This is a genomic window from Streptomyces sp. NPDC001070, assembly GCF_053598835.1.
Genome location: NZ_JBSFLB010000015.1, coordinates 41,590 through 63,405, shown reverse-complemented (window position 1 = coordinate 63,405; position 21,816 = coordinate 41,590). Strand labels below are relative to the sequence as shown.

The window sequence follows — 21,816 nt, the reverse complement described above, 5'->3', positions numbered from 1 at the left end:
TCCCGCGTCCTTATGCTTGAAGCATGAACCCTCAGCCCCACTTCGGCCGCGGCCACACCGACGACCTCGCCGCCTTCCTCACCGCCAGTCCGTCCCAGTACCACGCGGTCGCGAGCGCCGCCGAGCGCCTGGAGAAGGCCGGATTCCAGCGGGTGGCGGAGACCGAGGCCTGGGGCGCCGAGGCGGGCGGCAAGTACGTGCTGCGGGGCGGCGCGATCATCGCCTGGTACGTGCCCGAGGGCGCGGGCCCCGCCACCCCGTTCCGGATCGTGGGCGCGCACACCGACTCCACCAACCTGCGCGTCAAGCCGCGCCCCGACTCCGGCTCCTTCGGGTGGCGCCAGATCGCCGTCGAGATCTACGGCGGCGCCCTCCTCAACACCTGGCTCGACCGCGACCTGGGCCTGTCCGGCCGGCTCGTGCTGCGCGACGGCACGACGACGCTGGTCCACATCGACCGTCCGCTGCTGCGCGTGCCGCAGCTCGCCGTCCACCTCGACCGCGGCGTCAACGAGAGCGGCCTGAAGCTCGACAAGCAGCGCCACATGCAGCCGATCTGGGGCCTCGGCGAGGTCGACGAGGGCGCGCTGGTGGCATTCCTCGCGGAGGAGACCGGTGTGGCCGCCGCGGACGTCGTCGGCTGGGACCTGATGACCCACGACGTCCAGCCGCCGGCCTACCTCGGGCGCGACCGCGAGTTCCTGGCCGCCGGCCGGCTCGACAACCTGCTCTCCGTGCACGCCGGCACCGCCGCCCTGGCCGCGGTCGCCGGCGCCCCGCTGCCGTACATCCCCGTGCTGGCCGCCTTCGACCACGAGGAGACCGGCAGCGAGTCCGACACGGGCGCCGCCGGACCGCTGCTCGGCAACGTCCTGGAGCGCACCGTCTTCGCCCGCGGCGGCAGCTACGAGGACCGCGCCCGCGCCTTCGCCGGCACCGTGTGCGCCTCCGCCGACACCGGCCACGCCGTCCACCCCAACTACACGGAGAAGCACGACCCGACGCACCGCCCGATGCCCAACGGCGGCCCGATCCTCAAGGTCAACGTCAACCAGCGCTACTCCACCGACGGCACCGGCCGCGGCATCTTCGCCGCCGCCTGCGAGCGGGCGGGCGTGCCCTGGCAGTCCTTCGTCTCCAACAACGCCATGCCGTGCGGCACCACCATCGGCCCCATCACGGCCGCCCGGCACGGCATCACGACCGTGGACATCGGCGTGCCGATCCTGTCGATGCACTCCGCGCGCGAACTGTGCGGCGCCGACGACCCGTATCTGCTGGCCAGCGCGCTGAAGGCGTTCCTGGAGGGCTGATCCGCGCTTCCGTCCGGTGAAGTCCGCTCCCTGAAAGCGGGCTTCACCGGACGGGACCGGTCATGAGACGCCCGCCCCCGGGTACACGGGTTCTACGAGTCCGTAGACCCAACCCAGTTCGGAGGCGGACATCATGGGCATCGGCGGTTGCATCGGCCTGATCGCGGTGGGGGCCATCCTCACCTTCGCGACCGACTGGCACATGGCCGGGGTCAACCTGGACCTGGTCGGCCTGATCATGATGGCGGTCGGCGTCATCGGCCTGGCCGCGTACATCAGCATCTTCAAGAAGCGCCGGGTCGTGGAGCCGATGCCGGTGATGGACGAACGCGCCCGCAACTACCCGCACGTGTAGGGGCGTCAGGCGTCCATTCCGGCGAGCACCAGGGCGAGCCGGGAGTCCCCGCCGGCCGACAGCCGGACGGGGACGCCCCAGTCCTGCTGGTGCACATGGCAGGCCGGGAACTCGTTGTCCGGGTCGTCGTCGCACGACGCGGCCATCGCGGACACGTGCAGCACCCCCTCGGTGACGTCCCCGTTCAGGACGACGTCGCGGAAGAGGTCCGTACCCTTGCCGGCCCCTTCAAGGAGCAGCTCCGGCGGCGTCGCACCGACCAGCAGCCGCGTCGACGGGCCGTAGCGCTCGTCGAGCTTCTGACCGGCCGGAGCGGTGAACACCACGTCCAGCCGCAGCGGCCCCGGCGCCACATCCGTCGCGGGCCGCTGCGTCCGGTGCGCGGCGGCCTCGACCCGCACCGCCTCATCCGGCAGGCGCAGGCGGGTGAGCCGGTGGCGGGCGGATTCGACCACCACGATCTCCTCGCCGTCCAGCACCGCGCCGGACGGCTCCCGCAGATCCGTGGCGAGCGTGGTGACCTCGCCGGCCGCCGGGTCGAAGCGGCGCAGCGCCTGGTTGTACGTGTCGCTGACCGCGACCGACCCGTCGGGCAGCGCGGTCACCCCCAGGGGGTGCTGCAGCAGCGCCTGGTCCGCGGCACCGTCCCGGTGCCCGAAGTCGAACAGCCCCGTGCCGACGGCGGTGCGCACCACGTACCCTCCGCCGTCCGCGTCCCGCTCGACCCAGCGCAGCGCGCTGGTCTCGGAGTCCGCGACCCACAGCCGGTCACCGGCCGCCGCCAGCCCGGACGGCTGCGCGAACCACGCCTCCGCCGCGGGCCCGTCGACCAGCCCCTCATTGGTCGTCCCGGCCGCCACGCCGACCGTCCCGTCCGCCGGGTCGTACGTCCACAGCTGGTGGACGCCCGCCATGGCGATCCACACCTTGCCGTCCCACCACGCCACGTCCCACGGCGACGACAGGTCGACCTCCAGGGCCGGGCCCGAGGTCGCCGAGCCCTGCCACCACTGCTTCCCGGTACCGGCCACCGTCTCCAGGGCGCCGCTGTCCGGGTCGAGGATCCGCAGCCGGTGGTTCACCGTGTCGGCGACGACCACGGCGCCGTCCGGCAGCAGCGCGAGCCCCTGCGGTTCGTTGAGGTCCGCCGGACCCCCGATCCGCCGCACGACGGTCTCGCCGTCCGGCTCCATCTCCACGAGCTGGTGCCGCGTCGAGTCCGACACCAGCAGATTCCCCGACGCCAGCCGCAGCGCCTTCCCCGGGAACCGCAGATCCGTCGCCACCGGCTCCGGCGGCACATACGGCCCGTCCCCGCGCCGCAGCGTCCCCTTCGCCGCGTGCTCCTCCTCCAGCTCCGCGATGAGCACCTCCAGCGCGTGCGCATGCCCCTCCCCGGAGTGCTGCGCCACGACGTACCCCTCCGGGTCGATCACGGTCAGCGTGGGCCACGCCCGCACGGCGTACTGCTTCCACGTCTCGAGCTCCGGATCGTCCAGCACCGGGTGATGCACCCCGTACCGCTCCACGGCGTCGACGACCGACTGGTGCTCCGCCTCGTGCACGAACTTCGGCGAGTGCACGCCGACGATCACCACGGTGTCGCGGTGCTTGTCCTCCAGCTCGCGCAGCTCGTCGAGGACGTGCAGGCAGTTGATGCAGCAGAAGGTCCAGAAGTCGAGGATGACGCACTTGCCCCGCAGGTCGGCGAGGGTGAGGTCGTTGCCCCCGGTGTTGATCCAGCCGCCCTTGCCGACCAGCTCGGGGGCGCGGACACGGGCACGGCGGGGGGCGGGAGCGGCGTCGTTCATGATTCAAGGATGCACTACGACGGGTCCGAGGGGTCCTGACCCTGCCCCCGCTTCAACATCCACGTCCGCCGGGCGTTGTCGAAACCGCGGACAACCTGCGCCGGGAGGGTGGTCGTCTCACCGCGCAGCGGATAGTCGCCGTCATGGACGATACGACCGTAGTCGCCGCAGCGAACCCAGCGGTCCAACTCAGCGGCCCGGACCACCAGCAGTGGATGGGTGGTCGTTGGCATCAGCCACTTGATCAGGCGATGCTTCACCCCGGTGGTGTTGATCTCGAACTCCGTGGCCTGCTCCAGGAACGCCTGCGGGTTCAGGTCCTCGCTCCGGCTGCCGCCGGCCAGCTTCATCAGGGTCCGTACCGCCGCCTCGATGTCCTGCCCGACCAGGAGCCCCGCCCGGTCGCCGGACAGTTCCGACTTCCGCGCCCAGTCATAGAGCCCCAGTTCCAAGCCCTTGGCGACCAGCGCCGCGCCAGGGACGCTCGACAGGCCGCTCACGCCGGCCTTGGCGAGGATCCACGCCAGGCTCTCGTACAGGGCGTGGCCGGATATCGCGTGGCCGAGCTCATGGCCGATGACGAAACGGACCTCCTCCTCATCCATGGAGTCGATCAGATCGCAGCCGAGCACGATGAACGGGCGGTTGAAGCCGATGGTGAGCGCGTTGAACCCCGCGCTGCGGTTGACGTACAGCTCCGGCGGGTCGGCGACGTCCAGGGTGCGAACGGCGTCCTCCATCAGCAGGTGCAGCCGGCGGAACTGGCGCTCGCCGACTTTCACGGCCGAAGCCAGGTGGTGCATCCGCAGGGCTGCCTCCCAGCTTGATGCGGCGAGCTTCTTGAGCAGCTCGTCCGCACCCTTGACCTTGCGTACGGCGGTGAGCGCGGCCTGAGCAGCCGGATGCTCATACGCCTGGGAGGAGATCCCGGGGAAGCGCACGCGAGGCGGGGATGCGATCGTCACAGTTCTCAACCTCCTGACAACGGCAGCAGCGCGCAGATCCCGCCGCCGTGCGGTTCGATGCACTGAGGACATGGCACGGGCAACTGGGCGACCGCCATGGTGGTGCCGCCTGCCGTACGCCAGACCGGCGTCAGCAGGATGTGCCACTCGCCCGTTATCCCCGCTCGTGGATCGAGCGGCGGGGCAAGTCTGAGCAGGGCCGACCGGCGTGGTCCGGTCGGATCGGCCGACGTGGTCAGACCGGTGAGCTCCGCACCGGCCCGCACCGCCCGCCACGCCGTCTGCACGAGCCGGGAGGTGACCGGCTCCGGATCGACCCGCAGGGTGCCGGCCTCGTGGCCGCGTCGGCTGATCAACGCCTGACGGGTGCCGTCCGGTCCGGTGGGAAGCCAGTTCAGGTACAGGCGGCACAGCCAGTTGCCGTCCTCCTGGGCGGAGCGGCACCCCGGGGACGTCAGGAGGAGCAGCCGTTCGAGGTCCGGTCCGATGTCGTCGGTGCCGCCGGGCGGATGGGAATGCAGCCGCGGCGCCGTCGACGGCTCTGCCTGATCACCGCCGCCCCGCCGACTACCGCGACTCCCGCGAGGGCGGCCCAGGTCAGCGGCCTGCCCGCCCGACCGGGCTCGGCGGACTCCGGAACTTTTCCCTGGATGGCCACCGGGTCGGGACCGATCCTCTCCGTGGGGCTGCCGTCCAGGACCGCCAGCCGTTCCACGCCTCGGGGCCGAGGTATGGCGTTGTGGCCGTCAAGGCTATTGAGCAGCAGGGCGCGCCCGACAGCGTCGCCCATGACCAGGTCACGGACCGTGGCGAGGAAGGCATCGCGCGCCCCTGCCCCGGTCAGGCCGGCCACCCAGGCAGTGGCCGGCGGCTCCGGATGCACGCGAACCGGTGCCGTAGTGGGCACGGCAGTCGCGTACGCCTCGGCCGCGTCGTCCACCAGATCACCGGCACTGGCGCGGCCGGCGAACAGATCGGCCACCGCTTTCTCGCCAAAGGCCTGGTCGAGGCAGTCCGTGGCAGGCCGCCCTATCGCGTCTCCGGCCCCCGCGACTGCACGCTCACCCGCCAGTTCCCTGACCCGCTCCTCGACGAGCGCGGCGACCAGTGCCGGGCCCGGGCCGCAACCACACTCGCCGCCTGCCACGAGAGAAAGTCTGATCGGGGTGCCCACCACGTCCTCACGCGAGGTGGGGACGCCCCCGACGTATGCCCGCCACTGCCGGTCGCCCGCCGTCTCGACCAGCAGCACCGGATAGTCGAAGTCGGCGTGCTCGCCGTATTCCTCCCACCACCGGTCCTGCGGCGGCCCAGGGAAGAACGTGTAGTCGTCCTGCCTGCGCCACCCGCGAGTCAGCACATGTGCCCGCATCGCCTCTCCCCCTCCCGGCCGCGGCTCACAGCTCACGGACACGCGGTCCCGCGGGCCGGACAGCCAGCTGGTCGACCATGTGCTCGAAGTGCTCCAGCTTGCGCTGGATGCGCGCCGCCCGGGCGGCGGTGACAGCCTGATTGGTCCTGACCTGGCTCCGGGTTCCGTCGGCCCATCGCCGGATGCTCTCAAGGAAGCCGTGTCTCGCCCGGGCGACCTCCTCCGCCTCGTCGCGGGCCTCCTCCGCCTCCTCGGCAAGGCCTTGTTCCACGGCGCGCCGAGCCTCGGCCAGGTTCCGGCAGACGGCGATGAGGATGTCCTCGGCGCCCACAACGGATATCCCGGCGGGAGGGCGAACCCTGAACTCCGCTTCGAGTTGGAGTCCCCCGTCCTCGGAATCGGGCACCCAATCCCCGTTCCCGGCCAACTCGACACAACCGAGGGTGTCCAGCGGGCAGTAAAGGATCTGCGCGTGCGGGGCGTTCATCCGCACCACGTCCCTGACCCGCGAGTAGGTCTTGGCCACCGTCTCGAAGAGCTCGTCGGACCGGTCCTCCGAACCGCCGTTGTCAGTGAAATAGCTCTCGCATTTCATCGGCACCAAAAGCAACAGCGCCGGCTCCTCTTCCGCGTACTTCCGTTCGGTGGCCCACTCCTCGGCTACTGCTTCCACTTGGGCGATTTTCAGCAGGCCGGGAATCGCGCGCTGGTGTTCCGCTTCGGTCGCGCACATCAGGACCGTCGCGTCGATCGGCACTAGCAGCACCGTGCTCTGCGCCATGAATTCGCGGCACTCCCGCCAGGTGTCCTCCGGACGGCCGACCTCCCCACCTGGGCTCAGCCATCGACCCGGGAAGTCCAGCAAGGTCAACTGCACGGCGACACCGGCGATACCACTGTCCAGAGCCAGCTTGTAGTACGCCTCCCGTTCGGTGCCACGCAGAGCCTGCCGCTGGAACGAACCCGCTCTGACGGCTCCGTCGAGTTCATTGCGACGCCGCATGACCGCATCTTCGGTCCAGGTGTCGCGGGCACGCAGGGAGGCCGGCATTCCGGCGAGAACACGGGGCGCGTCCGCGATGATCGAAACGATCAGTGAGGTCTTCCCGACCCTGCTGGGACCCACCACGCCGATTCCGAAGCCGAGTTGTCCCTGCGGTTCGGAATGGAACCCGTCCAGCACCATGCGTAACTCCCCCCACCCTCCCGGAACACTCCGGGACGATGCCCTCCAGCATGCCAGCGGAACCCGTAGGGCAAACCGAATACGCCGGATTGCGAGGACGCCGCGAATCCAATGGCGTACGCCAGGCGCACAATTTCCAACGCATGCGCCCCCTGCCCCGGGGAACCGGCCCACGGAAGCCGATGTACCGCGCCAAACAGCTGCTGCGCCCGCGCACGAAGCCCTACCATCGGGCTCACCGCCGCCCGGGGAGCGACGGCGGCAGAGGAAGCGTCGGGGGGAACGCACATGGAAGCGCTCGATTTTCATGTGGCCGTCCACGCAGCGGGGGACTTCCAGATCGCGACCGTACGCAGCGCGTCCGGCGCAACCGCCTTGGTGCAGTCACCGCTGCTGACCGCGGACCACCGCGTGCGGGAACTCTTGGAACGACTCCCCGAGACCGTCACCCTGGCAGCGTTCCCGGGAATGCCCGCGCCTGGGGAGCGGCCCGCCAGGGAGCTCGGCGAACTGCTCTTCTCGTCACTCTTCGACGCCGCAGCCGCAAACCTGCTCATGGCCGGTCGGGACCAGGCCGAACGCGAGCAGCGTCATCTGCGCGTGGTACTCCTCGTCCAGACCCCTTCGCTGGCCCGTCTTCCCTGGGAGTACTTGTACGACGCCTCCGCGGGCGAGTTCCTGGCGCTCGAATGGTCCCTCGTCCGAGAGCCCCAAGTGATGACCGAGCAGCGCCCGCTCACAGTCAAGGGTCCGCTGCACGTGCTCGGGATGACGGCGGTTCCCCCGGACGTCGCCCGCCTGTCGGTGGAGCAGGAACAGCGACACCTGAGTGAGGCCCTCGGCGGGCTGGTCAGCCGTGGCCTCGTTGAGCTGTCCTGGGTCGCCGGTCCCACTTGGCGCGACCTGCAAACCGCGCTCAGTCGGACGCGGCCGCACGTCCTCCACTTCATGGGGCACGGGGTATTCGACCCTGCTACCGGCCGAGGGGCGCTGGTGCTCGGCGACGAGACGAACGGTACGAGCCACCGAATGTCCGCCGGCGACTTCGCGCTGCTGCTCCACGAGCACACATCACTGCGGCTCGTAGTGCTCAATGCCTGCGCCACCGGACGGGCCGATCCGCTGGACCCGTTCTCCGGCGTCGCCGCCGCCCTGCTGCACAAGAGGGTGCCGGCGGTGGTGGCCATGCAGTTCGCGATCAGCGACCGGGCCGCAACCGAGTTCAGTCGCACCTTCTACGAGCAGATAGCCGAGGGCAGGCCCGTACACCACGGTGTGACGGCTGCCCGGCGCGCGGTGCGCATCGCCCAGCAGGGCTCGCTGGAATGGGGCACGCCCATGCTCTGGCTCCGGTCCTCCAACGGCCTGATCTTCGACCTCGGGACACCGCCCGCAAACGGTACCGCCGGACGCCGTACACCGCCCGACTCCGTGCTCGCGCCGGAACCGGCGTCCCCGCCCGGGGCGGCGCCCCCGCCACAGAGGGCCGGCGTCCCGGACGGCACGGTGGCCCTCGAACGGCGCAGACCCCGCCTGCGGTCCCCCCAGGCGGCCGGTTTCCGGCGTCTCAAGACGGTCCGCTCCCCTTGGCCTGTCCACTCGGTGAGCCTCGGGCCGCACGGCAAACGGCTCGCCATCGGGGGCAGCGGCCGCACCGTACGCTTGATCGGCACCGCCGACGGACGCGAGGTCCACACCTTCCGACTGGGCATTGCCACCGGCGCGCGGATGGTCGTCCTCAGCCCGGACGGCAGTCTTCTGGCCGCTTCCAGCCGCCGTTCCGTGCGGATCTGGAACACATATGACGGCACGCCGCGGACCGCCGTCGACCTGGACCACGACGTCATCAGCGGCCCGCGCAGGATCGCGTTCAGTCCTGACGGGAAGCTGCTGGCCACATCGGGATTGGCGGGTGCCGGCCTGTGGAGCGCCGAGGACGGGCGGTCAGTGCACCGGCTCGCCGTACCGGGACCCGTGACCGGTCTGTGCTTCAGCCCCAACGGACGGCAGCTCGTCACCATCGGTGACGACGGCCGAATCCTGCTGTGGGACACCCGCGGCAGGCTCACCCCCGTCCGCGACTTCACCCTCCCCGGGACACTCAGCGCCGTGGCGTTCAGCCCCGACGGCGAGCATGTCGTCACTGCGGGCGAGGACTGCACCGTCCGCTTCTGGACGGTACCCGACGGCGAGTCCGCCCACGAGATGTCTCTTCGGAGCCTGGTGCACAGCATGTGCTTCAGCCCAGACGGCCGCTGGTTGGCCGTCGGCTGTGACGACGGTCGGGCGCGCTTCTGGCCGTTGGGCGTGGAACAGGGACAACTCAAAACCGGGCGCCCTCGCGTCGTCCGCCACGACAGGGCCGTCACCTCGGTGGCCATCAGCCCGGACAGCCTGCTGGCGGCCACCGGTAGCACCGATCACAACGTCCAGATCTGGAGTCTTCGGGAGACGACGGATGGCTGAGCCCACACCCCGGGCGTCCACGACGCCCTTGACCGCACACATCTACTTCGCCGCCGGCACTGCCGCGGAGGAGCAAACCGCGTTCCTCCGCGGCCTCCGCGAACTGGACATCGAGGCGCGACACCAGATGACGGATGTCGTCCGCAGCGAACCGCTGACCTGGCTGGCCCTGGTGGTGCTGCCGTTCGGGGGCTTCCTCGGCGCCGTCGGCCAAGGGCTCGCCCAGGACGCGTACAAAGCGGTCAAACGGTTGGTCGGCACCGCAGCGAAACGAGGTCGGGACGACGACGCCCTCATGCCGGCCGCCGCACGGGCACGGTCGCTGTTGCTGGAGGACGCCGGTTCGGGCGCCAGGTTCGTGCTCGAGGCCGATCTGCCGGACTCGGCATACGAACAATTGTTCCGGATGGACCCGGCCTCGCACAGCGGGCGCACGCTGAGTTTCGACCGCGGGGACAACCGCTGGCGCTGAGGGAGCGGCCTCGGCCGTCGGGATCAGGGGCGCAGGTCGTTCACGACGTCCGTGGTGGCGACCAGGCCGGAGTGGATGGTGGGGGCGAGGCTGGAGCTGGCGAGGCAGAAGCCGAGGAGGACGCAGAGGATCGCGTGGGAGATCTTCAGCGACTTCGCCCGCAGCAGGATGAGCGTGATCACGATCAGAAGCAGGACCACGGAGATGGATACCGCCATGGCCGTATGACGTCACAAGTCGGCGCCCGGGTGGGGGCGACACGCGCGGGAAGGGCCCGAACGCACAAATGTCCGGGCCCTTCCCGTTGCCGTGGCCGGGGCGGATCAGGCCCAGGTGAGCAGGCGCTTGGGGTACTCCAGGACCGCCGCGACGTCGGCGAGGAACTTGGAGCCGAGCTCGCCGTCGACCAGGCGGTGGTCGAAGGAGAGCGCGAGCGTGGTGACCTGGCGGGGCTTGACCTTGCCCTTGTGGACCCAGGGGAGTTCCTTCACCGCGCCGAAGGCGAGGATCGCGGACTCCCCGGGGTTGAGGATGGGCGTGCCGGTGTCGACCCCGAAGACGCCGACGTTGGTGATGGTGACCGTGCCGCCCTGCATGTCGGCCGGCGAGGTCTTGCCCTCACGGGCCGTGGCGACCAGGTCACCGAGGGCGGACGCCAGTTCGGGCAGGGTCTTGGCCTGGGCGTCCTTGATGTTGGGGACGATCAGGCCGCGCGGGGTGGCGGCCGCGATGCCCAGGTTGACGTAGCCCTTGTGGACGATCTCCTGGTTGGCCTCGTCCCAGGCGGCGTTGATCTCCGGGTTGCGGCGGATCGCGACCAGCAGGGCCTTGGCGACCAGCAGCAGCGGGCTGACCTTGAGCCCGGCGAAGGCCGGGTCGGTCTTCAGCTCCTGGACGAGCCGCATGGTCCGGGTGATGTCGAACGTGACGAACTCGGTCACGTGCGGCGCGGTGAAGGCGCTGGCGACCATGGCCGCGGCGGTGGCCTTGCGCACGCCCTTGATCGGCACCCGGGTCTCCAGCGGAGCCGCGGCGGGGGCGGCGACCGCGGGAGCCGGTACCGCCTGCGGGGCGGCGGGGACCTGCGCGGGGGCGACCGGCGCGGCGGCGGGGGCCGCCGCCTTCTGGACGTCCTCGCGGGTGATCGTGCCCTCGGGCCCGGTCGGGATGACCGTGGCCAGGTCCACGCCCAGGTCCTTGGCCAGCTTGCGCACCGGCGGCTTGGCCAGCGGGCGCACCTCGGCGGGGGCGAACCCGGCGGGGGCGGCCGGGGCCGTGACGGCGGGCGCCGGGGCCGGGGCGGCCGCGGCGGCGTGGCCGTTCAGCTCGCCCTGGAGCGCCTGCTGCGCGCCGGACTGCGCCGGGACCGCGGGCTGCTTGCGGGGCCGGCGCTTGGTCGAGGAGGCGGCGACGCCGTAGCCGACCAGCACGGGCTGCCGCTTCTGCTCCGGCTCCGCGGCGGGCGCGGCGGGGGCCTGCGCGGCGGGCTCGGCGGCGGGGGCGGCCGGCTCCCCGCCCTCGCCCTCACCGGTGTCGACCGCGATGATCACGGTGCCGACGTCGACGGTCTCGCCCTCGGGGAAGCGCAGCTCGTGCACCACCCCGTCGAACGGGATCGGAAGTTCGACCGCGGCCTTGGCGGTCTCCACCTCGCAGACCACCTGGCCGTCGGTGACGGTGTCACCGGGCTTGACGTACCACTTGAGGATCTCGGCCTCGGTCAGTCCCTCGCCGACGTCCGGCATCTTGAACTCACGGAAGCGCTGCGGTGCTGCCACTGTCGTCACAACCCTCTCCTCAGAACGCCAGCGAGCGGTCGACGGCGTCCAGCACCCGGTCCAGTCCGGGCAGGTACTCCTCCTCCACCCGGGCCGGCGGGTACGGGGCGTGGAAGCCGCCGACCCGCAGCACGGGAGCCTCGAGGTGGTAGAAGCACCGCTCGGTGATGCGGGCCGCGATCTCCGCGCCCATGCCGAGCTGCACCGGCGCCTCGTGCACGACGACCAGGCGGCGGGTCTTCTCCACCGACGCCTGGACGGCGTCGAAGTCCAGGGGGGACAGCGACCGCAGGTCCACGACCTCCAGGCTACGGCCCTCCTCGGCGGCCGCGGCGGCCGCTTCCAGGCAGACCTTCACCATCGGGCCGTACGCGGCCAGGGTGAGGTCGGTGCCCTCCCGGGCGGTGCGGGCCTTGTGCAGCGGCGCGGGGATGCCGTCGGTGTCGACCTCGCCCTTGTCCCAGTAGCGGCGCTTGGGCTCGAAGAAGATCACCGGGTCGTCGGAGTCGATCGCCTGCTGCAGCATCCAGTAGGCGTCCTGCGGGGTCGACGGGGAGACGACCTTGAGGCCGGCGGTGTGCGCGAAGTACGCCTCGGGCGACTCGCTGTGGTGCTCGACGGCGCCGATGCCGCCGCCGTAGGGGATGCGGATGACGACCGGGAGCTTGATCTTGCCCAGGGCGCGCGCGTGCATCTTGGCGAGCTGGGTGACGATCTGGTCGTACGCGGGGAAGACGAAGCCGTCGAACTGGATCTCCACCACGGGGCGGTAGCCGCGCAGGGCCAGGCCGATCGCGGTGCCGACGATGCCGGACTCCGCGAGCGGGGTGTCGATCACCCGCTGCTCGCCGAAGTCCTTCTGCAGGCCGTCGGTGATGCGGAAGACGCCACCGAGCTTGCCGATGTCCTCGCCCATGAGGACGACCTTGGGGTCGGTCTCCAGGGACTTGCGCAGCGCCTCGTTGAGGGCCTTGGCGATGGTCATGGTGGCCATGTCAGTGACCCTCCTCGAAGGACGCGAGGTACTCGGAGAACTGGGCGCGCTCCTCGTCGACGAGGGCGTGACCGTCGGCGTAGACGTTCTCGAAGATCGACATGGGGTCGGGGTCGGGCATGGCGCGCACGGCCTCGCGGACCCGCTTGCCCAGCGCCTCGCTCTCCTCCTCGATCCCGGCGAAGAACGCCTCGTCGGCGATGCCGTCCTTCTCCAGGTAGGCGCGCAGCCGCAGGATCGGGTCCTTGTGCTCCCACTGCTCGCGCTCCTCGTCGAGGCGGTAGCGGGTGGGGTCGTCGGAGGTGGTGTGGGCGCCCATGCGATAGGTGAAGGCCTCGACGAGCATCGGGCCCTGGCCGGAGCGGGCGTGCTCCAGCGCGGCGCGGGTGACCGCGAGGACCGCGAGGACGTCGTTGCCGTCCACCCGCACGCCCGGGAAGCCGTAACCCGCGGCGCGCTGGTAGAGCGGGACGCGCGTCTGCTTCTCGGTGGGCTCGGAGATCGCCCACTGGTTGTTCTGGCAGAAGAAGACCACGGGGGCGTTGTAGACGGCGGCGAAGGTGAAGGCCTCCGCGACGTCGCCCTGGCTGGAGGCACCGTCGCCGAAGTAGGCGATGACGGCGGAGTCCGCGCCGTCCTTGGTGATGCCCATCGCGTAGCCGGTCGCGTGCAGCGTCTGGGAGCCGATCACGATCGTGTACAGCTGGAAGTTGTTCTCGTTCGGGTCCCAGCCGCCGTGGTTCACCCCGCGGAACATGCCCAGCAGGTTGACCGGGTCCACCCCGCGGCACCAGGCGACGCCGTGCTCGCGGTAGGTGGGGAAGACGTAGTCGTCCGGCCTGGTGGCCCGCCCGGAGCCGATCTGTGCGGCCTCCTGGCCCAGCAGCGACGCCCACAGACCCAGCTCGCCCTGCCGCTGCAGGGAGGTGGCCTCCGCGTCGAACCGGCGGGTCAGGACCATGTCCCGGTACAGACCGCGCAGCTCTTCGGGGCTCAGGTCGATGGAGTACTCACTGTGCTGGACGCGCTCGCCCTCGGGGGTCAGGAGCTGTACCAGCTCCGGCTCGCCCTCACGGCGCTTCGCTCCGCCGCGCGTGCCCGTACGGGGCGTACGGGGCTTCGCGGCAGTGCTTTTCACGCTCACGCTTGCTCCTCCGTCTGTCCGGCCCCCGGGATCCGCCGGCGGCCAGTGCGGCTCCTGCCCGACTCGTCGCGGCGCACGGGGTGTGTGCGGCACGGCCGAGCCGGGAGTGTTGGTAGACCCGGCAGGCAGCCCTGCGAAGTGAACGTTACCCACACCTCCCGCTTTCGCGCGAAGAGTGTTCTACCTGCGGTTTTGTTTTGATTTCCTAGTAAATGGACGTTCTCGCAGGCCACCGGGACAACGGCACGGTATCCCGAGGATCGATTCTTCGTAAGAGGTCGACGCGGGTCGTGTGTGCAACGCTGAACTTGTGACCGAAAAGTCGGTAATCACGGTATTCCTACTGGACGACCACGAAGTCGTCCGGCGCGGAGTGCACGAGCTGCTCTCCGCCGAGGACGGGATCGAGGTCGTCGGCGAGGCCGGCACGGCCGCCGAGGCGCTGGCCCGGATCCCCGCCGTGCGGCCCGACGTGGCGGTCCTGGACGTCCGGCTGCCGGACGGAAGCGGGGTCGAGGTCTGCCGGGAGATCCGCTCCTCGCAGTCCGGGATCGCGTGCCTGATGCTCACCTCCTACGCGGACGACGAGGCGCTCTTCGACGCGATCATGGCGGGCGCGTCCGGCTACGTCCTGAAGGACATCCGCGCGACCGACCTGGTCGGCGCCGTACGGGACGTCGCCCGGGGCCGGTCGCTGCTCGACCCGATCGCCACCGCGCGGGTCCTGGAGCGGCTGCGCGGCGGCGGGGAACGCCAGGAGGACCGTCTCGCCGACCTGACCGACCAGGAGAAGCGGATCCTCGACCTCATCGGCGAGGGACTCACCAACCGCCAGATCGGCGACCGGCTGCACCTGGCGGAGAAGACGGTCAAGAACTACGTCTCCTCCCTGCTCGCCAAGCTCGGCATGCAGCGGCGCACCCAGGCCGCCGCGTACGTCGCCCGGCTGCGCCCGGGGCGCCCCGCGGGCCCCGACGCGGGAGCCGGGACCGGACCGTCCGGATCCTGACCCCGGGAACCCACGTACCAGTCCGTATGCCGGACGCGGACTGCTGCCGCATACGTCTTGTATCTATGATGTGCGCATCATGACCCGGAGCCCCGTCGCGACCGCCGGCACCACCGCCGAGCCGGCCGTCAAGCAGCCGCCCGCCGCCGAGCGGGTCTACACCCACGTCAAGCAGGCCGTGCTCGACCGCCGCTACGAGGGCGGCACCCTCCTGAGCGAGGGCGAACTGGCCGAGGCGGTCGGCGTCTCGCGCACCCCCGTGCGCGAGGCCCTGCTGCGCCTGGAGGCCGAGGGCCTCCTGAAGCTCTATCCGAAGAAGGGCGCCCTGGTGCTGCCGGTCTCCGCGCAGGAGATCGCGGACGTCGTGGAGACCCGGCTGCTCGTGGAACGCCACGCGGTGACCAAGGTGGTGCCCGCCCCAGAGCGGCTGCTGGCCCGCCTGGAGGAACTGCTGGAGGAGCAGCGCGGCCACGCCGAGGCGGGCGACCTCGCCGCCTTCGCGAGGGCCGACCGCAGCTTCCACGCCGAGATCGTGCGCGCCGCCGGCAATCGCATCCTGTCCCAGCTGTACGACCAGTTGAGGGATCGTCAGTTGCGCATGGGGGTGGCGACGATGCACGCCGAACCGGGTCGCATCGCCAAGAACATCGCCGAACACACCGAGATCCTCGCGGCGTTGCGCGCGGGGGACACCGCCGTGGCGGCCGCGCTGGTCGAACGGCACGTCAGCTGGGTGAGCCACTTGGCCCGGGGGGAGTAATGGCAGCGATCGGCACCACGACCGGCGAACCGCCCGGCGGCACCCGGGCGGTCGCCGTCTGGAGCATCGGGACCCTCGTCTACATGGTCGCGGTCGTCCACCGCACCAGCCTCGGCGTCGCCGGGATCGACGCCGCGGAGCGCTTCCACATCGGCGCCTCGGCGCTGTCCACCTTCTCGATCCTGCAGGTGCTGGTCTACGCGGGCATGCAGATACCCGTGGGCCTGATGGTCGACCGCCTCGGCACCAAGAAGGTGCTGAGCATCGGTGTCGTCCTGTTCACCGCGGGCCAGCTCGGCTTCGCGCTCTCCCACGCCTACGGCACGGCCCTGGCCGCCCGCGCGGTGCTGGGCTGCGGCGACGCCATGACCTTCGTGAGCGTGCTGCGGCTGGGCTCCCGCTGGTTCCCGGCCCGCCGGGGGCCGATGATCGCGCAGGGCGCCGCGCTGTTCGGCGTGGCCGGCAACCTGCTGAGCACCGTGCTGCTCGCCCGGCTGCTGCACTCCGCGGGCTGGACCCCGACCTTCGTCGGCACGGCGCTGGGCGGCGCGCTCGTCCTCGTCCTGGTGCTGGTCTTCATGAAGGACCACCCCGAGGGCTTCGAGCCGGCGCCCGCAGAGCACCCCGGGCGAGGGTACGTGAAGCGGCAGATCGCCGCCGCCTGGCGGGAGCCGGGCACCCGGCTGGGGATGTGGACGCACTTCACCACCCAGTTCTCCGGGATGGTCTTCCTGCTGCTGTGGGGCCTGCCGTACCTGGTCGAGGACCAGGGGCTGACCCGGGAGGCGGCCGGCACCCTGCTGACGGTGGTCGTCATCGCCAACATGGTCTTCGGGATGCTCTTCGGGCAGATCATCGGCCGCCACCACGGTGCCCGGATGCCGCTCGCCCTGGGCGTCGTCGGCGCCACCGCCGCGATGTGGGCCGTGGTCCTGGTCTGGCCCGCGGACCACGCCCCCCTGTGGCTGCTGGTGCTGCTCTGCGTCGTCCTGGGCACCTGCGGCCCGGCGTCGATGATCGGCTTCGACTTCGCCCGCCCGGCGAACCCGCCGGAGCGCTTCGGAACGGCCTCCGGCATCGTCAACATCGGCGGCTTCACCGCCTCGATGGCCGCGCTGCTGGCCATCGGCGTCCTGCTGGACGCCAGTGGCGACAACTACCGGGTGGCCTGGAGCAGCGTCTTCGTCCTCCAGGCCCTGGGCCTGGTCCAGATCCTGCGGCTGCGCGGCCGGGCCGCCCGGCTGGAGCGGCAGCGGATCGCCGTCAGCCGCGTCGAGAGCGTTCACGTCCCCGCCGGGACATGAACGCTCCCCCCGGCGTCACTGCGTGATGGCGATGTTCGCCAGGATCGCGTCGGCCAGCGCCGGATCGCCCTCTACCTTCAGCCGGTCCTCCACCGCGTGCGCGCGCGTGCGGCCGCAGGTCAGCCGTACGAAGGTCTCCCAGTCCAGGGTCAGCGTGACGGCGGGGCCGAGCGAGACGCTGCCGTCGATCGTGCCGCGGCCGTCCGCGTCGACCCGGACGGTGCGCATGAACTCCAGCTCCCCGTGGACGTCGAACACCACGGCGGAACCCGCCGGGGCACCCGCGCGCCCGGCGACCACCTTCGGCAGCTCGGACAGGATGTGGTCCCGGGCCAGGACGGCGGCCGGGGAGTCGAGGTTGCCGGGCTCGGCGAGCGCGCGGCGCAGGTCCTGCTCGTGCACCCACACGTCGAAGACCCGCCACTTCAGCAGTTCCTCGAGGGTCATCTCCTTGCCCATGGGGCCGCGGACGGTGTCCTGCGCGCCACGGGTCTCGTTCCGCAACTGCCGGGACCGGCGGATGATCGTGTAGTCGAGCTCGCCGACGACCTCCGGCGGGGTGTGGTGCCGCCGCTTGTCGACCGGCACCTCCACGTAACGGGCGTGCTCGGTGGTCATGTGCCGCAGATCGCTGGGGAGCGTGTGGATGGGCCGCGGGTCGCCGAGCAGTTCGCACTCGAAGCCGATCACGTGCGACACGACGTCGCGCACGGACCAGTACGGGCACTCGGTGGGCCGGTTCCAGGCGCCCGCAGGAACGGGCCGGACCAACTCGGCTATGGATTCTATGGAGTGGGTCCAGGCGTCGATGTACGGCTGGATCTGGCTGTGGACGGTGCCGGTCACGGGACCCCTCGACGGTCGGAGCGCGGTCGTGGTGTGCGCCTTAAATTACGCTGCGCAGTGACACCACGGGAGTGCTTTCGTGTGACGATCGTAGGCCCGTCAAGACCTGCCGAATCCATGGGCGGTGGTACTGTGCGCGTTTCCCTGCTCCAGATCGACGTCGACCCCGGCGAACCGGTGCACGCCCGGCGCGAACGGGTCGCGGCGCTCGTCCGCGAACAAGCCGGGTCGGACCTGGTCGTTCTGCCCGAACTGTGGCCGGTCGGGGCCTTCGCGGCCGATCTTTTCCAGCCAGAGGCCGAACCGCTCCAGGGCCCCACCGCGGAGGTCATGAGCGCCGCCGCGCTCGACGCGGGCGTCTGGCTGCACGCGGGGTCGATCGTCGAGCGGGCCCCGGACGGGGCGCTCTACAACACCTCGCTCCTCTTCTCCCCCGACGGCGAACTGCGCGAGACCTACCGCAAGATCCACCGCTTCGGCTTCGACAAGGGCGAGGCCGTGATCATGAGCGGCGGCGACCGCGTCGTCACCGCCGACGTCCAGGGCGTCCCGGTCGGCCTCGCCACCTGCTACGACCTGCGCTTCCCCGAGCAGTTCCGGCTGCTGGTCGACGCGGGCGCCACCGTCATGGTCATCCCGGCCGGCTGGCCCGAGCGGCGCCGAGAGCACTGGACGCTGCTGGCGCGGGCCCGCGCCGTCGAGGCGCAGGCCTATGTCGTGGCCTGTGGCACCGCGGGCAGCCACGCCGGGGTGGAGCTGGCCGGGCACAGCGTCGTCGTCGACCCCTGGGGCGCGGTCCTCGCCGAGGCGGGCCCCGGGGAGGAGGTCCTGACCGCCGAGCTCGACCCCGGCTTCGTCGCGAGGACCCGCGCGGAATTCCCGGTGCTGCGCGACCGCGTTCTGGGCCTGCCTGTGCCGGATTCGACTGGTTGAGACGGTATGGCCCCATCAGGGACCATCGGCCCCGGAGGTGGGGGCGGAGTGCTCTGCGCCTGCGGGGGCCGGCCCGGCAAGGTTGTGCCTATGGAATTCGAGGGGCGCGCTGCGCTGGCGCTACTGGAAAGGGTTCGGTACGGGCGGCTGGCGCTGACGCGGGGGGCCCTGCCGTACATCGCCGTGGCACGGCACGTCGTCGCGGACGGCTCCGTGCTGATCCGCACCGAGCGCTCATGGGGCGTGGAGGGCACGGTCGTCGCCTACCAGGCGGACGACCTCGACGCGGGCTGGGCGGTGCAGTTCCTCGGGACGGCGCGGGCCTTCGAACCCTCGGAGGCGCAGCGGGCGCTCTTCGGCACAGATCGCCAAAACGATACAAGCCAAGGCCCGGGCCATGTGTACGTACGGCTCGACCCGCGAGTCCACCACCGGAATGATCTAGCATCTGCCTGGTGATCGGGAGTTCGGCGACGGCGCCGCCCTCCGCCGGGACACTGGACATCCTGCTGCGCCGATACGCGGACGCCGGCGACCCGATGTCCTGCGAACCCGTTGCCCAGGGCTTACTGAACCGGGGATTCCGGCTGGCCACCACGCGAGGCCGCTACTTCCTCAAGCTGTACGTCGACAGCGCCACGGCCGACTCCACCGTCATCGCCCGCCAGCACCGGGCGACCCAGCGCCTGGACGAGGTGGGCCTGCCGGTCGCGCCGCCGCTGCCCGACACCGACGGCCGCACCGTCGCCGTGCTCGGCGGCCGCTGCTACGCCCTCTACCCCTGGGTGGACGGGCGGCACCGCGACGGCGGCGAACTGACCACCGCCGACTCCCGCCGCCTCGGCGCGCTGCTCGGTCTCGTCCACACCACGCTGGCCCGGGTGCAGCCCGCCCCCGAGCCGGGCCGGCACGCCAGCGCCGACCCGGAACTGACGTACGCGCTGATCGCCGCGCTGCTGCGGCGGGTGCGCGCCCGCGCTCCCCGCGAGACCTTCGACGAACTGGCCGAGCACCGGCTGCTGGAGCGGCGGACCCTGCTGGAACGTCACGCCCACCGCCGCCCGCCGGACGCCGCCGAGCCCGTATCCGGCTGGGTGCACGGCGACTTCCACCCGCTCAACCTGCTCTACCGCGAGGACGAACCGGTCGCCATCGTCGACTGGGACCGGCTCGGCGTCCAGCCGCGCGCCGAGGAGGCGGTACGGGCCGCCGTGATCTTCTTCGTGCGGCCCGGCGGCACCCTCGACCTGGAGAAGATCCGCGCGTACGCCAGGGCCTACCGCGCCGCCGCCTCCCTGCCCGAGGACGAACTGGCCGCGGCCGTGCACCGGGTGTGGTGGGAGCGGCTCAACGACTTCTGGATGCTGCGCTGGCGCTACGTCCTCGACGACCGGAGAACCGATCCGCTCTTCCCGGCCTCGTCCGCCCTGGTCGTGTGGTGGACCGCGGCGTACGAGGCCGTGCTGGACGCCTTCACGGCCTGACCCGGTGCCGGGCCCGGCCGTGTCCGGCGTCCTCGCGCCGGTCAGCCGCCGACGGCGCCGCCGTCCGCGCCCTCGGTGCCGGCGCTGCCGCCCGAGGCCTCCCCCGTGGCGCCCCCGGTGCCGCCGGTCGCGGACGCGGACGGCGTCGGCGTGGGCGGCGCGGAGGTGGCCGGGGTGCTCGGCTCCTCGCTCGGCGGCGCGGAGGTCGTGGGCGCCTGCGTGGTCGGCTGCGTGTACGACGGGGTCGAGCTGTACGACGGCTTCTCCGTGACGCCGCCCGTGCTGTTCTGCGTACCGCCCGTGGAGTTGTCCTGGGTCGGCTCCGACGTCGGCCGCTCGGGCTGCGACTGAGTCGGCGTCACCTTTTCGGCCGGGGGCGTCTTGTCGCCCGTGTGGGAGACGGCGAAGTAGATGCCGAGCGCGACCGCGAGCACCGCCGCGACCACGAACAGCGCCGGCTTGACCCAGCGGTTGCCGCCGCCGGGGGGCCGTCCGCCGTCATAGCCGTCGTAGCCGCGGTCACCGCCGTCACCGCCCGGCGGGCCGAGCAGCAGCGGAGGCTGCAGCTCGGCGGTGGTGTGCGGAGGGCGCTGCTGCCCGTACGGGGACGTGACGGCCATGGGCGCGGTCGGCGCGGCGCTGGCGGCGGGCACGAAGCCGGTGTTCCAGGTGCCGGTGCGGCCGCCGCGCTCGTTGAGCATGTTCAGCGCGTACTGGACGACGCCGCGCATCTCCTCGGCGGTCTGGAAGCGGTCGTCCGGGTGCTTGGCCAGCGCGTGCAGCACCAGCCCGTCCAGCTCCGGCGGCACCCGGTCGCTGGTCTCGGAGGGCGGGCGCGGCTCGTCCTGGACGTGCTGGTAGACCACCGACAGCGGGGTCTCGCCGGTGAACGGCGGACGCAGCGCAAGGAGTTCGTAGAGCAGGCAGCCCGTCGCGTACAGGTCGGAGCGGGTGTCGACCGTCTTGCCGAGCGCCTGCTCCGGCGACAGGTACTGCGGAGTGCCCATGACCATGCCGGTCTGCGTCATGGTGGTCGACGCGCCGTGCAGCGCCCGCGCGATGCCGAAGTCCATCACCTTCACCGCGCCGGTGTTGGTGATGATGACGTTCGCGGGCTTGATGTCCCGGTGGACGATGCCGTGCGCATGGCTGTACGCCAGCGCCTCCAGCACGCCCGAGACGATGATGAGCGCCTGGTCGACCGGCGGCGGCTCGTCGGAACCCAGCAGCAGGTCACGGATCGTGCGGCCCTCGACGAGCTCCATCACGATGTACGGCACCGTGCCGCCCGGCGTGATGTCCTCGCCCGAGTCGTACACCGCCACCACCGCATGGTGGTTGAGCCCGGCGACCGACTGCGCCTCGCGCGTGAACCGGGCCTTGGAGACCGGGTCCTCGGCCAGGTCGGAACGGAGCAGCTTCACGGCCACCGTCCGCCCCAGGCGCACGTCCTCGGCCGCGAACACCTCGGCCATACCGCCCCGGCCGAGACGCCGGGTCAGCCGGTAACGGCCGTCGCCGACCAGGCCTCCGGCACCCCACTGCTCGGGCGAGTCGGGCACGCCCCGGCCGTCGGCAGAGGGCTCGTCAGGGCCCCCGGCGGCTGTCGTCTGTGCCATCAGTC

At 71.5% G+C, this 21,816-nt stretch carries 21 protein-coding genes; 10 read left to right on the top strand and 11 right to left on the bottom strand.

The features are described from left to right. Positions 1–23 precede the first annotated feature (23 nt). Both ACWDAS_RS19625 and ACWDAS_RS19620 read left to right on the top strand, forming a co-directional pair. The gene (locus ACWDAS_RS19625; RefSeq protein WP_450392277.1) at positions 24–1,313 is read left to right on the top strand and encodes a M18 family aminopeptidase; all 1,290 of its coding nucleotides are present in this window, start codon (positions 24–26) and stop codon (positions 1,311–1,313) included. 133 nt (positions 1,314–1,446) lie between these two features. Beyond that, positions 1,447–1,668 carry a hypothetical protein gene (locus tag ACWDAS_RS19620; RefSeq protein WP_018559143.1) on the top strand — a complete coding sequence of 74 codons (222 nt, stop codon included), beginning with the start codon at positions 1,447–1,449 and terminating at the stop codon, positions 1,666–1,668. 5 nt (positions 1,669–1,673) lie between these two features. Here ACWDAS_RS19620 and ACWDAS_RS19615 read toward each other — a convergent pair whose 3' ends face one another. The 5 genes from ACWDAS_RS19615 to ACWDAS_RS19595 form a co-directional block, all read right to left on the bottom strand. After that, on the bottom strand, positions 1,674–3,479 hold the full coding sequence (locus ACWDAS_RS19615) for an NHL domain-containing thioredoxin family protein (RefSeq protein WP_450392275.1): 1,806 nt from the start codon (positions 3,477–3,479) through the stop codon (positions 1,674–1,676). 14 nt (positions 3,480–3,493) lie between these two features. Further along, positions 3,494–4,444 (bottom strand): M48 family metallopeptidase, encoded by a 951-nt coding sequence (locus tag ACWDAS_RS19610; protein ID WP_450392273.1) that lies wholly within the window; start codon positions 4,442–4,444, stop codon positions 3,494–3,496. 5 nt (positions 4,445–4,449) lie between these two features. Then, complete coding sequence (locus ACWDAS_RS19605) at positions 4,450–4,800, bottom strand: hypothetical protein (protein ID WP_450392270.1); 351 nt, start codon at positions 4,798–4,800, stop codon at positions 4,450–4,452. A 98-nt stretch (positions 4,801–4,898) separates the two neighbouring features. Beyond that, entirely contained in the window at positions 4,899–5,816 is a 918-nt protein-coding gene (locus ACWDAS_RS19600) for a hypothetical protein (protein ID WP_450392268.1), read from the bottom strand. A gap of 25 nt (positions 5,817–5,841) precedes the next feature. Further along, positions 5,842–7,002, bottom strand: coding sequence for a hypothetical protein (locus ACWDAS_RS19595; protein WP_450392266.1), 1,161 nt, complete (start codon positions 7,000–7,002; stop codon positions 5,842–5,844). Positions 7,003–7,290: 288 nt separating this feature from the next. Here ACWDAS_RS19595 and ACWDAS_RS19590 point away from each other — a divergent pair, with 288 nt between their 5' ends. Together ACWDAS_RS19590 and ACWDAS_RS19585 are read left to right on the top strand one after the other, a co-directional pair. Then, complete coding sequence (locus ACWDAS_RS19590) at positions 7,291–9,468, top strand: CHAT domain-containing WD40 repeat protein (protein ID WP_450392263.1); 2,178 nt, start codon at positions 7,291–7,293, stop codon at positions 9,466–9,468. Then, the gene (locus tag ACWDAS_RS19585) at positions 9,461–9,940 is read left to right on the top strand and encodes a hypothetical protein (RefSeq protein ID WP_450392261.1); all 480 of its coding nucleotides are present in this window, start codon (positions 9,461–9,463) and stop codon (positions 9,938–9,940) included. Before ACWDAS_RS19590 ends, ACWDAS_RS19585 begins: the two co-directional genes overlap by 8 nt. 23 nt (positions 9,941–9,963) lie before the next feature. Here the strand turns inward: ACWDAS_RS19585 and ACWDAS_RS19580 are convergent, their stop codons facing one another. The 4 genes from ACWDAS_RS19580 to pdhA form a co-directional block, all read right to left on the bottom strand. After that, the gene (locus ACWDAS_RS19580) at positions 9,964–10,158 is read right to left on the bottom strand and encodes a hypothetical protein (protein ID WP_450392258.1); all 195 of its coding nucleotides are present in this window, start codon (positions 10,156–10,158) and stop codon (positions 9,964–9,966) included. 105 nt (positions 10,159–10,263) lie between these two features. Continuing rightward, positions 10,264–11,685 (bottom strand): dihydrolipoamide acetyltransferase family protein, encoded by a 1,422-nt coding sequence (locus ACWDAS_RS19575; RefSeq protein WP_450392571.1) that lies wholly within the window; start codon positions 11,683–11,685, stop codon positions 10,264–10,266. 52 nt (positions 11,686–11,737) lie between these two features. After that, complete coding sequence (locus ACWDAS_RS19570) at positions 11,738–12,712, bottom strand: alpha-ketoacid dehydrogenase subunit beta (RefSeq protein ID WP_450392255.1); 975 nt, start codon at positions 12,710–12,712, stop codon at positions 11,738–11,740. Between the two features lies 1 nt (position 12,713). Then, positions 12,714–13,856 carry a pyruvate dehydrogenase (acetyl-transferring) E1 component subunit alpha gene (gene pdhA / locus ACWDAS_RS19565; protein ID WP_450392252.1) on the bottom strand — a complete coding sequence of 381 codons (1,143 nt, stop codon included), beginning with the start codon at positions 13,854–13,856 and terminating at the stop codon, positions 12,714–12,716. A 310-nt stretch (positions 13,857–14,166) separates the two neighbouring features. Between pdhA and ACWDAS_RS19560 the strand changes: the two genes are divergently transcribed. The 3 genes from ACWDAS_RS19560 to ACWDAS_RS19550 all read left to right on the top strand — a co-directional run bounded on the left by ACWDAS_RS19560 (position 14,167) and on the right by ACWDAS_RS19550 (position 16,929). Next, positions 14,167–14,865: a response regulator gene (locus ACWDAS_RS19560; RefSeq protein WP_450392250.1), complete on the top strand. Its 699-nt coding sequence runs from the start codon at positions 14,167–14,169 to the stop codon at positions 14,863–14,865. A 79-nt stretch (positions 14,866–14,944) separates the two neighbouring features. Continuing rightward, positions 14,945–15,625 carry a GntR family transcriptional regulator gene (locus tag ACWDAS_RS19555; RefSeq protein ID WP_450392247.1) on the top strand — a complete coding sequence of 227 codons (681 nt, stop codon included), beginning with the start codon at positions 14,945–14,947 and terminating at the stop codon, positions 15,623–15,625. Continuing rightward, entirely contained in the window at positions 15,625–16,929 is a 1,305-nt protein-coding gene (locus ACWDAS_RS19550) for an MFS transporter (protein WP_450392244.1), read from the top strand. Before ACWDAS_RS19555 ends, ACWDAS_RS19550 begins: the two co-directional genes overlap by 1 nt. A 15-nt stretch (positions 16,930–16,944) precedes the next feature. Here ACWDAS_RS19550 and ACWDAS_RS19545 read toward each other — a convergent pair whose 3' ends face one another. Beyond that, positions 16,945–17,775: a maleylpyruvate isomerase family mycothiol-dependent enzyme gene (locus tag ACWDAS_RS19545; protein ID WP_450392241.1), complete on the bottom strand. Its 831-nt coding sequence runs from the start codon at positions 17,773–17,775 to the stop codon at positions 16,945–16,947. 132 nt (positions 17,776–17,907) lie between these two features. Between ACWDAS_RS19545 and ACWDAS_RS19540 the strand changes: the two genes are divergently transcribed. The 3 genes from ACWDAS_RS19540 (at position 17,908) to ACWDAS_RS19530 (ending at position 20,192) form a co-directional block, all read left to right on the top strand. Next, positions 17,908–18,708, top strand: a complete 801-nt coding sequence (locus tag ACWDAS_RS19540; protein WP_450392238.1) for a carbon-nitrogen family hydrolase — start codon at positions 17,908–17,910, stop codon at positions 18,706–18,708. A 90-nt stretch (positions 18,709–18,798) separates the two neighbouring features. Beyond that, complete coding sequence (locus ACWDAS_RS19535) at positions 18,799–19,167, top strand: pyridoxamine 5'-phosphate oxidase family protein (protein ID WP_450392236.1); 369 nt, start codon at positions 18,799–18,801, stop codon at positions 19,165–19,167. Then, positions 19,164–20,192: a phosphotransferase gene (locus ACWDAS_RS19530; RefSeq protein WP_450392233.1), complete on the top strand. Its 1,029-nt coding sequence runs from the start codon at positions 19,164–19,166 to the stop codon at positions 20,190–20,192. Before ACWDAS_RS19535 ends, ACWDAS_RS19530 begins: the two co-directional genes overlap by 4 nt. 41 nt (positions 20,193–20,233) lie before the next feature. Here the strand turns inward: ACWDAS_RS19530 and ACWDAS_RS19525 are convergent, their stop codons facing one another. Further along, entirely contained in the window at positions 20,234–21,811 is a 1,578-nt protein-coding gene (locus ACWDAS_RS19525; RefSeq protein ID WP_450392230.1) for a protein kinase domain-containing protein, read from the bottom strand. Between the last annotated feature and the right edge of the window lie 5 nt (positions 21,812–21,816).